The sequence below is a fragment of the Rhodococcus sp. NPDC060176 genome, assembly GCF_042728675.1.
Taxonomy (GTDB): Bacteria; Actinomycetota; Actinomycetes; order Mycobacteriales; family Mycobacteriaceae; genus Rhodococcus_F.
Genome location: NZ_JBHWYS010000003.1, coordinates 164760 through 181857 on the forward strand (window position 1 = coordinate 164760; position 17098 = coordinate 181857).

Sequence of the window (17098 nt, forward strand, 5' to 3'; positions counted from 1 at the left end):
CGGCGGTGCTGTTCGAGATTGCGTCGAGTTCGCCGGAGTTGCGGCCGGCGATTGCTGCGAATCCGTCGACGTACGACGATCTTGTGACGTGGCTCGAGGCGTTGGGTGATCCTGCTGTGGATGCGGCGTTGGATCGAAGGGCTGCTGGGCAATTCGGTCTACCCGAGCCTCAGCCTGAGCCTGAGTCTGAGCCTGAACCGGTGCCCGTGCCAGTGTCGGTGCCTGCGCCGGTGAAGCCTTCATGGCGTGCTCTCGAGGCTGGAGATCCGCGGACCCCGGCGGCGGTGCTGTTCGAGATTGCGTCGAGTTCGCCGGAGTTGCGGCCGGCGATTGCTGCGAATCCGTCGACGTACGACGATCTTGTGACGTGGCTCGGAGCGTTGGGTGATCCTGCTGTGGATGAGGCGTTGGATCGAAGGGCTGCTGGGCAATTCGGTCTACCCGAACCCGAACCCGAACCCGAACCTGCGACCGAGACCTTCATCTCGAACGCACAGGAATCCCGCTCCGGTAGCGACCCCGTGCAACTGGCCGCACCGCCACTGGTCGTGCCGCAACCGAACCCGGGGTATGCGCCGACCGGCGTTCCACTCCGGCCTGGTGGTTTTCGGCCGGCCGGAGCCGGGATACGAGTTGCCGCGCGATTCATCGATTTTGCCATTCTCGCAGTCGTGTCGGTCGTCGGCGGCATGATCTCCACCGCGACGCTCAGAAACGGTTTCGACTTCGATGCCTACCGGACAAGTTCGGGTCTGATCGGCCTCCTGATCGGGATGGGTTCGATCGTGTACTTCGTTTGGGGAGAGTCAGCATTCGGGGTAACCCTGGGCAAACTTGCGCTCGGAATAGGCGTTCGCTCGGTAGGAGGTGCGCGCCCGACCCTGGCGCAGTCCTTCAAACGGAATGCATTCGTGATCCCCATGTACCTCGGATCGGCTGTTTCGGCGTTGGCCATGCTCGGTAGTGGTGACGAGCTCGTCGGCATGCTGAACACGATGTCGTTGGGCAGTATCGCCAGTATCCTGGGTACTGTTGTAACAGTGGGTATTTCGATCGCGATCATTGTCTCGATCAGTGCTGCACCGGATGTACGCGGTTTTCACGATCGGATGGCTGACGCCGTCGTCGTGGTCACCAGACAGTGAGCGAGCGCGCTTCGAGGGAAACACGCATGCCTTCAGGGCGTCAACAGTTTCTTCTGCACCTTCCCCATAGCGTTGCGGGGCAAGCTGTCCACCAGACAAACCTGGCGAGGACGCTTGTGGATCGACAGTGATTCGGCGACGAAGTCCGAAACCACAGCGCAGTCGGCTACGTCGCCGACGATGAACGCGACTATGCGCTGTCCGAGGTCGTCGTCTGGCACACCGACGACGGCGGCCTCGCGAACACCGGGGTATGCCAGAAGTGCCTGTTCCACCTCGCCGGCACCGATGCGGTATCCACCGGATTTGATCATATCGACCGACTCGCGACCGACGATGCGGTGGAATCCGCTCTCGTCGATCACCGCGATGTCGCCGGTGCGGAACCAGCCGTCTTCGGTGATGGATTCCGCTGTCTTCGAGGGGTTCCCGAGGTACTCGTCGAAGAGCACGGCTCCCGCGACTTCCAGTTGACCTAGCTGCTCTCCGTCGTGCGCCGACAATTTACCGTTCTCACCGCGCAACCTCGTCCTGACTCCGGGAACGGCGTGCCCGACCCAACCCGGGCGGCGTTCACCGTCGTGCGTCGTGCTGACGGTGATGAGGGTTTCACTCATTCCGTAGCGCTCGACGGGAGCCAACCCCGTCAGCGATTTCATCCGCTCGAACAACGGAACCGGAAGTGGTGCACTGCCGGATACGAGCAAGCGCGCAGATCGCAATGCTGCCGCCGCCGAGGGATCACCGCACACGCGTGACCAGACGGTCGGAACACCGAAGTACAACGAGCCACCCGTGGCCGCATACGAATCCGGGGTCGGTCTGACGGTATGAATCAGCGGCGAGCCCACGCGCAACGCGCCCAACACGCCGAGAATCAACCCGTGGACATGGAAGAGGGGCAGTCCATGGACGAGTGTGTCCTCCGGAGTCCAATCCCACACATGAGCGAGCGCGTCGAGATCCGCTGCGATCGATGCTCGCGAGAGGACGACGCCTTTCGGAGCTCCGGTGGTTCCCGAGGTGTACATGATCAGTGCAGTAGCTGCCGCGCTCGGTTCGGGATAGGACGTCGCGGATCGCGTGTGAATATCGATGGGAATCAACGGGATACTCGAATCCGTTGGCCCTTCTCCGAGTATCAGTTCGGCCTTGGAATCGGCGATGATGTGCTGACGCTCGAGCGGGCCGGAGTCCGGTGGAATCGGGACCACGGCAACACCGGCGATCAGTGCGCCGGTGACGGCGACCACCGTCTCGAGGCCGGCGGCGGCTTGTACTGCCACTCGCTGTGCACCATGGATTTGATCGGCGACTGCGGTGGCGGCGGCTAACAGGTCGGCGCGAGAGAGGGTGGAACCTTCGCCGAAACTGACCGCCGCCTCGTGGTCGTCGAATGCGCGAGGGTCGAGGGAGCGCAGAAGTGTGGATTCGCTGTTCATCGCGAGTTCCCTTTCTTTGAGCGAAGATTCAGACGGACCAGGGAACAACGAACAGCAACCAGGCGAGAATCGGTGTCACCACCATGATGGTCATGCCCCACCGCATCGTCAGCCCGAACACCACGTCGCGTTCTTCCGGAGCGGCGTTTGCCACTACCAGTGCGCCATTGGTCGAGAACGGACTGCAATCGACCAGAGACGAGGAGATTGCCAGCGCGATGACCAGAGCGGTTGCATTGACCTGACCGGTCATGAGGAAGGGAATAGCCAAAGGGATGAGTGCTCCCAGGATTCCGGTGGTGGATGCAAACGCCGATACGATCGCGCCGATCAGGCAGATCAAGAAGGCTGCGAGAAGTGGAATGCCGACGTGTGCAACCGAATCCCCGAGCCACTGGACGGTGTTCTGGTTCTGCAGAAGAGCGACGTACGTGACAATTCCGCCGATGAGGAGCACGGTGCCCCAGCTGATCTTGTCGACGGCGCCGCGGGCGGAGGCCGGGAAGATCAGGGTGAGAAGTACCGCGACGGTCAGTGCGGTGAATCCGACGTCGAGGTCGAAGACCAAGGCGCCGAGTGCAAGTGACGCCAGTCCGAGCAGGGTGAGTCGGCGCTCGAGATTGAGTGCTCCCTCGTGCGGAGCGGTCCCACCGGAGGACTTGCCGCCACCCTTCGAGCTGTCACCGGAACCCGAACCGGTGATGGTGTTGCCACCGCCAGACGCGTTGCCGACTGCGTTGACGAGCACGCGCTCGGAGGCGCCGCGCGCAATCAGTGCGCGACCGCCGAACGAGACGTACGCGATGGCAGCAACAACGGCCGCGGCCGCGAAGGTCGAGACGAACAGCAAGGCCGGGCTCGACGGGAGGCCGTTCTGACGCATGACGTCGTTGGTGATCACACCGAAGATTCCGATGGGGGAGAAGCTGCCCGCCGTTGCGCCCTGGACGACCATGAAGCCCATCAGCATGGGGTGGATTCGGTAGCGGGTGGCGAAGCCCATCGCCACGGGCGCGATGATGGCGACGGCAGCGGGACTGACCGCGCCCATGGCGGTGACGGCCGCGCACACCGCGAACATTGCCCACGGCACGAGGGCCACTCGTCCTCTGACCGCCCGGACGGCCGCGTGAATGATCCAGTCGACCGTGCCGTTGTTTCTGGCCAGCGCGAACAGGTAGGTGACGCCGACCAGGATGACGAAGAGGCTGGCAGGGAAGCCGTCGAGGATCTCGCTGGTATCGACGGTGAAGACCAGTGTTCCGACGACGAAGGCAGCCACCAGGGCAAGCGCACCCATGTTCACCGACCTCACGGTGGATATGACGAACACCAGGACAAGTACTGACAGGGCTATGACATTTGCCATCGAACTCTCAATCCGTTCGCGACCAGCTTGTGGTCTGCATCACTTGGAATTGGCCTAGCCTCTCTGCCACTGCTCCATTTGTCAAGTACACTCCGAGGCATGAATTCGACGTCATCGCCCGGCTCGCGCTCGGGCCTGCCCGGACGATTGAAGCGTCCGCGCCTGTACGAGCAGTTGGCCGAGCACATTTCGAATTTCATCGAGGCTCAAGGTCTTTCGCCCGGCGATCGGCTTCCTCCCGAACGCAGCCTGGCTGCCGAACTCGGCGTGAGTCGCGCGTCGCTGGCTCAAGCGCTCGTTGCCCTCGAGATCCGAGGCCGAGTCGAAATCCAGCACGGTAACGGTGCAGTGATTCGTGAAGCTCCGACGCCCGACGCGGGCCGCTCCGCGGACTCGGGCGTGCGGCTTCAGGATCGGACCGTCGACGAACTGACTGCGGCGCGGGAAGCGATCATGGCCGGCCTGGCTCGGGCGGCGGCGTCGAATCCCAACGCTGCGCTGCGGGTCGCGATGCTGACTGACGACGGGACCGCGAGAAACTTCGCCGAGACGTGGCGTTGTGTCAGGCACCTTGCCGGAGGTGGCTTATTGGCTGATCTCGACGACACGATCGCCCAGCAGGCGGACGTGCCCGAGTCGTCGGCTCGGCTGTCTGCGCGACTCGATCAGCTCGCACACCGCATCATCGACGGTGACCAATCGGGCGCCGCCGACGCTGTTGCGGGAATCCTCTCCGACACGGCCTGACGAATAACGACGGACGAGCGTCGGAAAAGCGCACGATAACCGCTGTGAGCATGTTCGCTCACAGGAAACTGTGCTGCGACGTAGCCCGGGAACCTGATCGGCAATGCGCACGTTGAACACAGTGACGACCGTTCCAACCAAGCGGCACGGCTGCTGGCGGGCATCGATGGGGCCGATCGCGGTAACCTGCAGGTGTCCGGTTGGCAGCCGGAAGGCGACCTGGCAGACCCGCACTCTCGAAAGGACCGGCCACATCGGCCGACCTGTATGAACCGTAAGACTGTGTTCCGTAACGTGCTACTCGTAGCCGTCGTGCTGTTGGTGATCTATGCCTTCAGCTACTTCAGCAACGACACCCGCGACTTCAAGACCGTCGACACGTCGGTCGCGATCTCCCAACTCGACGCCAAGAACGTTGAGTCGGCGCAGATCGACGACCGTGAGCAGCAGGTTCGTCTGTGGCTCAAGAACGGCAACGACGCCACCGACGGTAAGACGCAGATCCTGGCGAAGTACCCCGCGAGTGCGTCGGAGCAGATCTTCGACAAGGTCGAAGGCGCCGGAGCGGACAAGTTCAACACGACGGTCACTCAGGAGAGTTGGCTGACGTCGATCCTTCTGTTCGTGCTGCCGATGATCATTCTGTTCGGCATCTTCTTCTTCGTCATGAACCGGATGCAGGGCGGCGGTGGTCGCGGCGGAGTCATGGGATTCGGTAAGTCGAAGGCCAAGCAGCTCACCAAGGACATGCCGAAAACCACGTTCGCCGACGTCGCCGGCGCGGACGAGGCTGTCGAAGAGTTGTACGAGATCAAGGACTTCCTGCAGAACCCGGCTCGCTACCAGGCGCTCGGCGCCAAGATTCCGCGCGGTGTGCTGCTGTACGGCCCTCCCGGAACCGGTAAGACGCTGCTCGCTCGCGCTGTCGCAGGCGAAGCCGGCGTCCCGTTCTTCACCATCTCCGGTTCGGACTTCGTCGAGATGTTCGTCGGTGTCGGTGCTTCGCGTGTTCGCGACATGTTCGAGCAGGCCAAGCAGAACAGCCCCTGCATCATCTTCGTCGACGAGATCGACGCCGTCGGTCGTCAGCGCGGCGCAGGTCTGGGCGGTGGACACGACGAACGCGAGCAGACGCTCAACCAGTTGCTTGTCGAGATGGACGGCTTCGGTGACCGCACTGGCATCATCTTGATCGCCGCAACCAACCGCCCCGACATCCTCGACCCCGCACTGCTGCGTCCGGGACGCTTCGATCGCCAGATTCCGGTCGGCGCCCCCGACCTCGCCGGCCGCCGCGCGATCCTGCGCGTGCACTCGCAGGGCAAGCCGATCGATCCCAACGCAGACCTCGAAGGTCTCGCCAAGCGGACCGTCGGAATGTCGGGTGCCGATCTCGCCAACGTTATCAACGAGGCTGCGCTGCTCACCGCACGCGAAAACGGAACCGTCATCACCGAAGCCTCGCTCGAGGAATCGGTGGACCGTGTTGTCGGTGGACCGCGGCGTAAGAGTCGCATCATCAGCGAGCACGAGAAGAAGATCACGGCGTACCACGAGGGCGGTCACACGCTGGCTGCTTGGGCAATGCCTGACATCGAGCCGGTCTACAAGGTCACGATCCTCGCTCGCGGTCGCACCGGCGGTCACGCGATGACCGTGCCCGAGGACGACAAGGGTTTGATGACGCGTTCCGAGATGATCGCTCGTCTCGTCATGGCAATGGGTGGACGCGCCGCCGAGGAGCTGGTGTTCCACGAGCCCACCACCGGAGCGTCGTCCGATATCGACATGGCGACAAAGATCGCCCGCGCGATGGTCACCGAATACGGCATGAGTGCCAAGCTCGGCGCGGTTCGCTACGGCCAGGAGGGCGGGGATCCGTTCCTCGGCCGTTCGATGGGCGTGCAGTCCGACTACTCACACGAGATCGCTCGTGAAATCGACGAGGAGGTGCGCAACCTCATCGAGGCAGCGCACACCGAAGCGTGGGCAATCCTCAACGAGTACCGCGATGCGCTCGACCTCATCGCTACCGAACTGCTCGAGCGTGAGACGTTGACTCGCAAGGACCTCGAGAAGATCCTTGCCGGTGTCGAAAAGCGTCCGCGCATCACGGCTTTCAACGATTTCGGTGGGCGCACGCCTTCGGATCGTCCGCCGGTGAAGACCCCGCGTGAACTCGCGATCGAGCGCGGCGAAACCTGGCCGGAGCCCGCTGCCGCACCAGTTCTCGTCAAGGCCGGCGCAGCCAACAACAGTGTCCCCAACGGCGGTGTCCCCAACAACGGCAACCAGGGACCCTCGAACGGGTATGCACAGCCTTCGTACCCGCAGCCGAGTGCTCCGCAGCAGACTCCGCAACCGGGAACACCCGACTACGGAGCGCCCGCCGGATGGTCGGCACCGGGTTGGCCTCCGCGTGAGAACCAGTCGCCGACGTACCCCGGACAGCAGTCGGGTGGATACACCGGTGGACAGAATCCGAACCCGCCGAACCAGCAGCAGGGCCAGTACGGTCAGCCCCAACACGGTCAATCCCAGCCCGATCAGGGGCAGTACGGTCAGCCGCATCCGGGACAGCAGGCGTACCCGGAGCAGCCGCACCCCGGCCGCCGCTACCCCGCGCAACCCGACTACCCGGTGCAGTACCCGGACGGTGGACCCTTCGCCGATCCGAACCGGGGAAACCCGACCGGCGAAAACCAGTGGCAGAGCCCCGCACCGGAACAGCCGCAAACTCCTCCGCCGCATCATTCGGCTGAGGACGAGGGACCGAGCACCGTTCGCTGGGACGGACCGGACGGATCTCGCTGACCTTGCGCCACTAGGCTCTGCGGCGGGGGACCTGTGAACAATTCTCGAGGAGAGTTCGGTTGTCGGTGAATGATGTGGCCAGTGAACTGGTGTCGCTCGGAACGGGCCGCCCGTTCGATCAGGCGCGGGCAGAGGCTGCCGTACGGGAATTGTTGATCGCGGTCGGCGAAGATCCGGAGCGCCCAGGCCTGCTCGATACGCCGGCCCGGGTTGCGCGCTCGTACAAGGAGATCTTCGCGGGTCTGTACTCCGAGCCCGACGATGCGTTGAACACGACTTTCGACGAGGGTCACCAGGAATTGGTGCTCGTGCGAGACATTCCGATGTTCTCGACGTGCGAGCACCACCTGGTGTCCTTCCACGGCGTCGCCCACGTTGGCTACATCCCGGGAAAGTCGGGCAAGGTCACCGGTTTGTCGAAGCTGGCGCGTGTTGTCGATCTGTACGCCAAGCGTCCGCAGGTTCAAGAACGCCTGACCAGTCAGATCGCGGACGCATTGATGCGCAAGCTCGATCCGCGTGGAGCCATCGTCGTCATCGAAGCCGAGCATCTCTGCATGGCGATGCGCGGTATCCGCAAGCCCGGAGCCAGCACGACCACGTCTGCGGTTCGTGGGCTCCTGCAATCCAGCGCGGCCTCACGGTCCGAAGCGCTGGACCTCATCCTTCGTAAGTGAGCGAGATGTCCGCGGCTTCCGTTGCAGACAGCGATCCGGCCCGGATGGTCGTGATGGGGATTTTGAACGTCACCGCCGATTCGTTTTCCGACGGTGGCCAATTCCTCGATCGTGACGCGGCGATCTCTCGTGGGCTAGAGCTGCAACGCATTGGCGTCGACATCGTCGACATCGGCGGTGAGTCGACGCGTCCCGGTGCCACCCGAGTGGACCCGAAACTCGAGGCTGACCGTATTGCCCCGGTGATCGAAGAACTGGTTGCTGCGGGAATCCGCGTCAGCGTCGACACGATGCGTGCTTCTGTCGCCGCAGCCGCGATCGAAGCGGGTGCGGGGATCGTCAACGACGTCTCGGGCGGTCGCGCTGACCCCGACATGGCGTCCGTGGTTGCCGACGCCGGAGTGCCCTGGATCCTCATGCATTGGCGTTCGGCCCGCGACTACGTCCATCGTGGCAGTGCCGATCACTACGACGACGTGGTCCGAGACGTCCGTGACGAACTGCTGTCGCAGGTCGACCTGGCGTTGAAGGCGGGCGTTGATTCGTCGTCGATCATCCTCGATCCCGGCCTCGGGTTCGCGAAGAACGCCGACCACAACTGGGCTCTGTTGCGGGCCCTGCCCGAGTTCAACGCACTCGGATTCCCGGTCCTGGTCGGCGCTTCCCGTAAGCGGTTCCTCGGGTCTCTGCTCAGCGATCCCGAAGGCAATCCGCGCCCGCCGGCCGGCCGTGAGACTGCGACGGCCGTGGTCTCCGCCCTTGCAGCGCGCGAAGGTGCTTGGGGAGTTCGGGTGCACGACGCACAAGCCTCGCTCGACGCCATTGCCGTGGTCGACGCCTGGAACCGTGGACGAGAAAGGGCCTGACATGGGGGACCGAATCGAATTGCGCGGGCTGAAGGTTCGCGGCAATCACGGAGTGTTCGACCACGAGAAGCGTGACGGTCAGGACTTCTTCATCGACATCACGGTGTGGATGGACCTGGCGCCCGCCGCGGCGTCGGACGATCTGACCGAGACCCTGCACTACGGCGAGTTGGCGGAAGCCGCCGCAGCCATCGTCGCCGGCCCTTCGCGCGATCTCATCGAGACCGTCGCTGCCGAGATCGCTGACGACGTCATGAAGGATTCGCGAGTCGAGAGCGTCGAGGTCGTGGTCCACAAGCCGTCGGCGCCGATTCCGCTGGTCTTCGCGGACGTCGCCGTCGTCGCACATCGGACCAGGTCGGCATGACGCGCGCTGTTCTGTCGATCGGTTCCAACATCGGCGACAGCGTGGCTCACCTGCAGTCCGTTGTCGACGGGTTGGGCAGCGCCGTCGTTGCTGTCTCACCGGTCTACTCGACGGCGCCGTGGGGTGGCGTCGAGCAGCAGGATTTCTACAACGCGGTGGTGGTGGTCGACGACCCCGAGGCCGACAGCGTTGAATGGCTTCGCCGTTCGCAAGCTCTCGAAGAAGCCGCAGATCGGGTGCGCGAACAGCGTTGGGGACCCCGAAGCCTGGACGTGGACGTGGTCGACTGCGAAGGCGTCGTCAGTTCCGATCCCGAACTCACACTTCCGCACCCCCGGGCTCATCTTCGTGCCTTCGTGCTCGTTCCCTGGCTGGACGTCGAGCCTGATGCGACGCTGATCGTCGACGGTCGGAAGTTGTCGGTGGCAGAAATTCTCGGCGGCCTCGATCGCAGCGAACGTGAAGGTGTGCGCACTACCGATGTGGTGCTTGCGCGGTGACCGAACAAGACAAGGGTTTGAAGCCGACCCGGATCAGTGAACTCGCGGTTCTGGCCGCGGTTGCGGCCGTGGCCACCTGGATTCTGATTCGCGTGTTCTACGGTTCGATGCCGCCCATCCCTGTTTATGCGGGAGCGTCGCTGTACTTCGTGGCCGTTGCCGAAGCCGTCTTCGCTTTTGTCATTCGTGCGCGCGTCAAGAATCGTCAGGTCGGCGACGGGCTCAGACAACTCCATCCGATCACTGCCGCCCGGGCGCTGGCATTGGCAAAAGCATCCGCTTTGGTCGGTTCAGCTACCGTGGGTGTCTGGGTTGGAGTGCTGGTGTATCTCATCCCACAGCGCTCGGTTCTGCAGGCCGCGGCCTCCGACACGCCGGGCGCGTGGGTGGGGTTGGGCGCCGCAATTGCGCTGGTAGCGGCAGCTCTGTGGCTCGAACATTGTTGCAAGACGCCGGAAGATACACCTGACGAGCCGGCGCACTGACAGCCTGGTCGGCAAATCACCCACCGAGGTACGTGGCGACCCCGGTCTCGGCAAGTACCCTGGCAACCATGACAAATTCTGGTCGATCGAAGTCTGCGCGCCGAAGCAAGCGCAGCGCGAGCCAGATGATCATTGCTGCTCTTCTGGCACTTGCTGTCATTGCTTCGCTGTTCCTGATCTTCAGCAACAGCGTTCAGCTTCTTCGGGTGGGACTGGTCGTCGCTCTGTGGGCAGCCACCCTCGGCGCTATCGCCATGACCAAGTATCGGCGTGAGTCGGCACTGGACAAAGCCAAGGTTGCCGATCTGCAGACCGTGTACGAACTGCAGCTCGAGCGTGAAATTTCTGCTCGACGCGAGTACGAACTGAGCGTCGAAGGCCGTGTGCGTCGTGAGGTGACCGCCGACGCGGAGGAACTGGCCGGGCTGCGCGCCGAATTGGTCGCGCTGCGCCGGAACCTCGAAGCGCTTTTCGAAGGTGGACTGTTGCCCGAACAGACCGCGCTCAAGACCGATTCGACGCGAGTACCGGAACTTGGCGGTAGTTCGTACGGCGCGTACCAGCCGGCACCGTCGGGACTGTACGTTCCCGGCGCCGGCCAGAGCGGGCCCAGCCAACCGGCACCGAACGTCGGCGGCTTGGCTTCGCCCAACGACGATCCGGTGACTGCTGAGACAACCGTCGTGTTCGCGGAGACGTCGTGGCGCGACAGCAGCTTCGTGGCGCCGCGCGTCATACCGACGCAGAAGTCGCAGGAGACGCCGAAGCCGCAGGAGACGCAGAAGCCCCAGGATCAGACCCGGAACCAGGCCCCGAAGAATTCTCCGGTGAGTTCTGTGAGTTCCTCGCCGACACGAACGGCGAAAGATGTTCCGGTGGAGAAGGATCCGGAGCCGGTCGAGCCAGAAATCAAGGCTCCCGCCCAGGCCCCGAACATCGAAGACGCCGTCATCGAAGACGCCGTCGTCGAAGAGGCGCCCGAGGTTGTTCCCGAGGTTGTTGCGGAAACAGAACCTGAGCCCGACGCCGAGCCGCGCCGTCGTCGTCGCGCTGCCCCGGAAGATGCCGCGAGTGGTGCTCATTCCAACGGATTGACCGTCGCCGAAATAATGGCAAATCTGAGTTCGGCCAACCCGTCCGAAGGCTCCGGTCGACGCCGTCGCCGAGAGGACTGAGTCGCAGATCACTCGCCCGGCCATGGCAGGACGGTTCGGGCGAAGGATATCCTCGGACGCAGAACGTCTGGTACCCGCCGAGCGGGACTGGAACGAACGAGAGGAATCCGGTGACTTCCTTCGGGATCACTAATGGACCTGCACCTGCGCGATTGACGGTAGGAATTGTCTCCGCAGGCCGGGTCGGAACAGCTGTCGGTGCCGCGTTGGAGCGAGCCGGTCATGTTGTCAGCGCTTGCTCCGCAGTCTCCAGTGCCTCGGTCGCCCGCGCTGTGAAGCGGCTTCCCGATACCGAAATTCTCCCGGCTGCCGACGTCGCAGCTCGCTCCGAACTGCTGGTTCTCGCTGTTCCGGACGACCAGCTTGCTGATCTCGTTCGAGGGCTCGCGGCCACGAAAGCCGTCAAGCCGGGCACGCTCGTCGCCCACACGTCGGGCGCCAACGGCATTGCGATCCTGGCTCCCCTGACCGAACTGGGCGCACTGCCCTTGGCTATCCATCCGGCGATGACGTTCACCGGTCACGACGAGGACACTGCGCGGCTGTCGTCGGCGTGCTTCGGAATCACGGCCGGCGACGACATCGGATACGCGATCGCGCAGTCTCTCGTCCTCGAGATCGGCGGCGAGCCGGTCCGAGTGCGCGAGGAGAACCGCGCGCTCTACCACGCTGCCCTGGCTCACGGCAGTAATCACCTGGTCACCCTAGTTGTCGACGCTGTCGAGGCGCTGCGAGCGTCGTTGCAGGGTGACGAGCTGCTCGGTCAGCAGTTGATCGACGGCGATCCGGGTGGAGTGGCCGAGCGTGTCCTGCAACCGCTGTTGTCGGCGGCCCTGGACAACGCACTACGACGCGGTCCCTCGGCGTTGACCGGCCCGGTGGCACGCGGCGATGCCGCTGCCGTCGACACACATTTGCGCGTACTGACAGAACTGGATCCGGAGCTCGCTGCCGGCTATCGAGCGATGTCCTTGCGATCGGCCCAGCGGGTGGGCGCCCCCACCGAATTGTTCGACATCTTGACTGAAACGGGAGGTGACCGTCGTGAGTGATTTGCAGGGCGGATACAAGCGCGGCGAACTGACGGTGCACCACGATCCGGACAAGCTTCGGCGCGTCTCGCGGGCACTGCGTGGAGTCGGGCGCCAGGTGGCGCTCGTTCCCACGATGGGTGCGCTGCACGCGGGGCACATCGAACTGGTTCGTCAGGCCAAGGTCACCGGCGCCGTCGTGATCGTGTCCATCTTCGTGAACCCGCTGCAGTTCGGTGCCGGCGAAGACCTGGACGCATACCCGCGCACTCTCGATGCCGATCTCGACCTGCTTCGCGCCGAGGGCGTCGAATTGGTGTTCGTGCCCAGCGCCAAGACGATGTACCCGCGTGGTCAACGCACCACCATCGTGCCCGGACCGTTGGGTGGCGAGCTCGAAGGCGGCGCACGCCCCACTCACTTCGCGGGAATGCTGACGGTCGTGGCAAAGCTGCTGCAGATCGCGGCACCCAATCACGCGTACTTCGGCGAGAAGGACTATCAGCAGCTGACGCTCATCCGTCAGATGGTGTGGGATCTCAACTTCGACGTACAGATCATCGGAGTTCCGACGGTCCGCGAGTTCGACGGCCTCGCGTTGTCCTCTCGCAATCGCTACCTCGACGAGAGCCAGCGCGCCGCAGCGGTCGCGCTGTCCGCAGCTCTGATCGCCGGCGCACACGCGGCGGCCGGGGGAGCGGAAGCAATTCTGGAAACCGCACGCGCTGTCCTGGCAGCTGTTCCGGAAATCGAGGTCGACTACCTCGAGGTTCGGGGCGTCGATCTGGGCCCCGCTCCCGAGCGGGGTGACGGCCGACTGTTGGTGGCCGCCAAGCTCGGAACCACCCGTCTGATCGACAATGTCGGTGTTGCCGTGGGAACCGGCTTCCTCGAGCGTGACACCGATCCGTCCGCCGACGCCATCGACGACCTGCTGTCTCACTGAGCACTTTTCACGAGTAAGGACCTGGATATGTTTCGCACAATGATGAAGTCGAAGATCCACCGCGCCACCGTGACTCACGCCGACCTGCACTACGTTGGCTCCGTCACCGTCGACCAGGATCTGATGGATGCCGCCGACCTCCTCGAAGGCGAACAGGTGTGCATCGTCGACATCGACAACGGGGCGCGTCTCGAGACGTACGTCATCGCCGGTGAGCGCGGAACTGGTGTCATCGGAATCAACGGTGCAGCAGCGCATCTGGTCAAGCCGGGCGACCTGGTCATTCTGATCGCCTACGGCGTGATGAACGAGCAGGAAGTCAAGGAGTACTCCCCGCGCGTCGTGTTCGTCGATGCCGACAACAAGCAGATCGAGCTCGGTTCCGACCCGGCTCACGCGCCGGAGGGTTCGGGCCTGATCACCCCGCGCATGCTGTCGACACTCGAGGCCTCGCGCGAATCCAGTCTGGTGTAATCCATGCTGCTCACGGTCGACGTGCGGAACACCAACATCGTTCTCGGTCTGTTTTCCGGAACTGGTGAGCATTCGAAGCTGTTGCAGGACTGGCGAATGCGAACCGACCCTCGGATGACTGCCGACGAGTTGGCGTTGACCTTCCGTGGGCTGTTGGGTACTCATGTCGATCAGATCGCCGGTGTCGCCGCGTTGTCGACTGTGCCATCCGTCTTGCGTGAGATCCGCGTCATGCTCGAGCGGTACTGGGGTCATGTTCCCCATGTCGTGGTCGAGCCGGGCGTGCGCACCGGTGTGCCGCTGCTGGTGGACAACCCCAAAGAAGTCGGAGCCGACCGAATCGTCAACAGCCTTGCCGCGCACAATCTTTACGAGGGACCGTGCATCGTCGTGGACTTCGGCACGTCGACCTGCGTCGACGTCGTTTCCGCCAAGGGTGAGTTCCTGGGTGGCTGCATCGCGCCTGGGCTCGAGATCTCGACCGACGCCTTGGCGTCGCAGTCTGCTGCGTTGCGCAAGGTCGAATTGGTGCGTCCGCGTTCGGTGGTCGGGAAGAACACCGTCGAATGCATGCAGTCGGGCGCGGTATTCGGCTTTGCGGGCCTCGTGGACGGACTGGTCAACCGCGTACGCGACGAACTGCCCGAATTCGGTGGTGACGACGTCTCCGTGATCGCAACCGGGGACAGTGCACCGCTGATCATCCCCGAATCCGACACCATCGATCACTTCGAACGTGACCTCACCCTTGAAGGGCTGAGGTTGGTCTTCGAGCGCAATCAGGCGCGTCGCGGATCCGGTCGACGACCGGTCGCCTGATCGATGGTTTTGTTCCAGCAGTTTCGCGATCGCGAAAGTTGTGCCACAATGGTGCTCGTGAATCGCTGCATGGGTGCTCAGGAGTGTTGTCGAGGCTGACCGCTGCCTTGACCAATTCACACTCCTTGGAGCTAGCTCGTGCTATCTACATATTCTGCAGATCTCTCTGTTTTGGCCCCGACTCTTACTGCTGATCGCACTGTTTCCGCAGGTCGTGGCATCAATCGTGGGCCCTCCGGACGTCGCCCGAGCGGTGCCTCGTTGCCCACCCGCCTTCGCCCGGCCGATTTGCTGCGACTGACCGACGAGGGAGCAAACGGCGTGCTCGACGGCAGTTTCGATCACCTCATCCCCGACGCCTTCCCGACGCTCGACCGTTGGTCCACCCGCCTGCACGCGGACGACGACGTCGATGTGTGGCTCATCAGCTGGGTACCCGAACGCAATACCGAATTGCACGACCACGCAGGCTCGTTCGGCGCATTGACCGTTCTCAGTGGTTCTCTCACCGAATTCCGTTGGGCCGGTGACACCCTGGTGGAACGCCAGCTCGACGCCGGCGATCAGGCTTCGTTCCCGCTCGGATGGGTTCACGATGTCGTACGTTCGACGGATGCTCCCGGTGCTCCGATCGAAATCAGCTCTGATGCACCGACTCTGAGTGTTCACGCCTACTCGCCGCCGCTGACGGCAATGTCCTTCTACGAAGTGACGGATCACCGGACACTTCGTCGCACCCGTACCGAGCTGACCGACCTGCCCGAGGGGGGCACCAAATGACCATCGACCAAATGCTCGACGACGCTCGCGCACAGATCGATCGCATGTACGTCTTCCAGCTCACCGAGGCCTTTCACCGCGGAGCAATCTTCGTCGACATTCGTCCGCAGGCGCAGCGTGCCATCGAGGGAACTCTTCCCGGCGCACTCGCGATCGAGCGGAACGTGCTCGAATGGCGCCTCGACCCCACCAGCAGCGCGCACCTTGCGCTGGCCACCGACCACGACGTCGAGTGGGTGATCGTGTGCTCGGAGGGTTACACCTCGAGCCTCGCCGCAGCGTCGTTGCAGCAGCTCGGCCTGCACAAAGCCACCGATCTGGTGGGCGGGTACCAGGCGATCAAGGCCGCCGGCCTGCTCGGTGCGCTTAGCGGAGTGCGTCATTGCTCCCGCGAGTTGGCGGCGGTTTCGGCTCATTGAGGTTTTTGCTGTGCGCCTTTATTAACCGCGGGCGGTTAATAAAGGCGCACAGCGGGTTTGGCGGTACATCTTCGGGCTCAATCCGTGATGGCGGGTGAACGCGGTCGTGAGCGCAAAGGGGCTCGAGTAGCCGACTTCTCGCGCGATCGACGACACTGTTCGCCCGGGATCTGCCAGCAGGTCCGCGGCCACGGACAGTCGCCACTCGGTCAGGTATCCAACCGGCCCGATTCCCATGAGATTGGTGAACCGGCGAGCAAAGGCTGCTCGCGAACTGCCGGCTTCCTGAGCCAGGCTCGCGACTGTCCAGGAGTATTCCGGCCGATTGTGCATGAGCCGCAAGGCATGTCCGACGACTGGATCTTCGTAGGCCTTGATCCATCGCGGTGATCGATCCGGGTTCTCGGCGAACCACGTTCGGACCGCCGAGATCAGGACCAGGTCCAGGAGCCTGTCCAACAACACCTCCTGCCCGGGGCCGTCGGAGGCGATCTGTTGCTCCAGAAGCGTTGTCATCGGCTCGGTTTCGATACTGCGTCGCACGACCGCGACGGGTGTCAGGCTGTCGAGGATCTGGCGGCTGACGTAGGAGTCCAAACGGTATGTGCCCGTGAGCATGACGGTCTCGCCGCTCGTCGAGTTGCCCCAAGTGCGAACCCCGAGCACTGACATGTCCTCGAGTGGTGTGCCGTCGACCGCGGCGCAGTTCTGCGCCTCGTCGATGAGTACGTGGACCGGGGTGCCGGGTTGATCGGCGACTGTATAAGGATCAGGACCCCGCAACAGTGCCACGTCGCCGGCCCCGAGATTCTCGGTCTGTCCTGTGTCGGAGAGGACGACTGCGGTGCCGCGAACCAGAATCAGCACGGTGACGGGTGCGTGGTCCTCGATACGTAACGACCACGGCGGATCGAGTAACGAGCGCAATAGAAATGCACCTTCCGCCCGCGACCCGGCCAGCATCATCGACAATGCATCCATAATTCGACGGTAGACGCTGGCGTATGTTTTTGCGACCTTCGGCTATGGATCGTATTGCCGT

18 protein-coding genes are annotated in these 17098 nt (G+C 63.5%); 15 read left to right on the top strand and 3 right to left on the bottom strand.

Annotated features, from left to right (window positions below; translation table 11 throughout):
• A partial coding sequence (locus ACFWEM_RS15670; protein ID WP_378534874.1) for an RDD family protein occupies window positions 1-1145 on the top strand: 1145 nt, incomplete at its 5' end.
• Between the two features lie 32 nt (window positions 1146-1177).
• Here ACFWEM_RS15670 and ACFWEM_RS15675 read toward each other — a convergent pair.
• Window positions 1178-2587, bottom strand: coding sequence for an acyl-CoA synthetase (locus ACFWEM_RS15675; RefSeq protein ID WP_378534876.1), 1410 nt, complete (start codon window positions 2585-2587; stop codon window positions 1178-1180).
• Between the two features lie 28 nt (window positions 2588-2615).
• The gene (locus ACFWEM_RS15680) at window positions 2616-3956 is read right to left on the bottom strand and encodes an SLC13 family permease (RefSeq protein WP_378534878.1); all 1341 of its coding nucleotides are present in this window, start codon (window positions 3954-3956) and stop codon (window positions 2616-2618) included.
• A 99-nt stretch (window positions 3957-4055) separates the two neighbouring features.
• Here ACFWEM_RS15680 and ACFWEM_RS15685 point away from each other — a divergent pair, with 99 nt between their 5' ends.
• The 14 genes from ACFWEM_RS15685 to ACFWEM_RS15750 all read left to right on the top strand — a co-directional run bounded on the left by ACFWEM_RS15685 (window position 4056) and on the right by ACFWEM_RS15750 (window position 16056).
• On the top strand, window positions 4056-4703 hold the full coding sequence (locus ACFWEM_RS15685) for a FadR/GntR family transcriptional regulator (protein ID WP_003945418.1): 648 nt from the start codon (window positions 4056-4058) through the stop codon (window positions 4701-4703).
• 267 nt (window positions 4704-4970) lie between these two features.
• Entirely contained in the window at window positions 4971-7517 is a 2547-nt protein-coding gene (gene ftsH, locus ACFWEM_RS15690; RefSeq protein WP_378534880.1) for an ATP-dependent zinc metalloprotease FtsH, read from the top strand.
• Between the two features lie 59 nt (window positions 7518-7576).
• Window positions 7577-8194 carry a GTP cyclohydrolase I FolE gene (gene folE / locus ACFWEM_RS15695; RefSeq protein WP_019746783.1) on the top strand — a complete coding sequence of 206 codons (618 nt, stop codon included), beginning with the start codon at window positions 7577-7579 and terminating at the stop codon, window positions 8192-8194.
• Window positions 8195-8199: 5 nt separating this feature from the next.
• Window positions 8200-9060, top strand: coding sequence for a dihydropteroate synthase (gene folP, locus ACFWEM_RS15700; protein ID WP_378448270.1), 861 nt, complete (start codon window positions 8200-8202; stop codon window positions 9058-9060).
• Window position 9061: 1 nt separating this feature from the next.
• Window positions 9062-9427, top strand: coding sequence for a dihydroneopterin aldolase (gene folB / locus ACFWEM_RS15705; protein ID WP_378534882.1), 366 nt, complete (start codon window positions 9062-9064; stop codon window positions 9425-9427).
• Complete coding sequence (folK, locus tag ACFWEM_RS15710) at window positions 9424-9927, top strand: 2-amino-4-hydroxy-6-hydroxymethyldihydropteridine diphosphokinase (RefSeq protein ID WP_378534884.1); 504 nt, start codon at window positions 9424-9426, stop codon at window positions 9925-9927. The genes folB and folK overlap by 4 nt, the downstream gene beginning before the upstream one ends.
• Before the next feature lie 17 nt (window positions 9928-9944).
• On the top strand, window positions 9945-10412 hold the full coding sequence (locus ACFWEM_RS15715; protein ID WP_230816814.1) for a DUF3180 domain-containing protein: 468 nt from the start codon (window positions 9945-9947) through the stop codon (window positions 10410-10412).
• Window positions 10413-10480: 68 nt separating this feature from the next.
• Window positions 10481-11587 carry a DUF6779 domain-containing protein gene (locus tag ACFWEM_RS15720; RefSeq protein ID WP_378534886.1) on the top strand — a complete coding sequence of 369 codons (1107 nt, stop codon included), beginning with the start codon at window positions 10481-10483 and terminating at the stop codon, window positions 11585-11587.
• A gap of 110 nt (window positions 11588-11697) precedes the next feature.
• On the top strand, window positions 11698-12639 hold the full coding sequence (locus tag ACFWEM_RS15725) for a Rossmann-like and DUF2520 domain-containing protein (protein ID WP_378534888.1): 942 nt from the start codon (window positions 11698-11700) through the stop codon (window positions 12637-12639).
• Window positions 12632-13564 (top strand): pantoate--beta-alanine ligase, encoded by a 933-nt coding sequence (gene panC, locus ACFWEM_RS15730; protein ID WP_378534890.1) that lies wholly within the window; start codon window positions 12632-12634, stop codon window positions 13562-13564. Before ACFWEM_RS15725 ends, panC begins: the two co-directional genes overlap by 8 nt.
• Window positions 13565-13591: 27 nt before the next feature.
• A complete protein-coding gene (panD, locus tag ACFWEM_RS15735) occupies window positions 13592-14038 on the top strand; it encodes an aspartate 1-decarboxylase (protein WP_003945761.1) in 447 nt (148 codons plus the stop codon).
• Between the two features lie 3 nt (window positions 14039-14041).
• The gene (locus ACFWEM_RS15740; RefSeq protein ID WP_378534892.1) at window positions 14042-14857 is read left to right on the top strand and encodes a type III pantothenate kinase; all 816 of its coding nucleotides are present in this window, start codon (window positions 14042-14044) and stop codon (window positions 14855-14857) included.
• A gap of 219 nt (window positions 14858-15076) precedes the next feature.
• Complete coding sequence (locus tag ACFWEM_RS15745; RefSeq protein WP_378536149.1) at window positions 15077-15637, top strand: cysteine dioxygenase; 561 nt, start codon at window positions 15077-15079, stop codon at window positions 15635-15637.
• A complete protein-coding gene (locus ACFWEM_RS15750) occupies window positions 15634-16056 on the top strand; it encodes a rhodanese-like domain-containing protein (RefSeq protein WP_003945445.1) in 423 nt (140 codons plus the stop codon). The genes ACFWEM_RS15745 and ACFWEM_RS15750 overlap by 4 nt, the downstream gene beginning before the upstream one ends.
• A 21-nt stretch (window positions 16057-16077) precedes the next feature.
• On the opposite strand, the gene ACFWEM_RS15755 is transcribed toward ACFWEM_RS15750, so the two are convergent.
• A complete protein-coding gene (locus tag ACFWEM_RS15755; protein ID WP_378534894.1) occupies window positions 16078-17037 on the bottom strand; it encodes an AraC family transcriptional regulator in 960 nt (319 codons plus the stop codon).
• Between the last annotated feature and the right edge of the window lie 61 nt (window positions 17038-17098).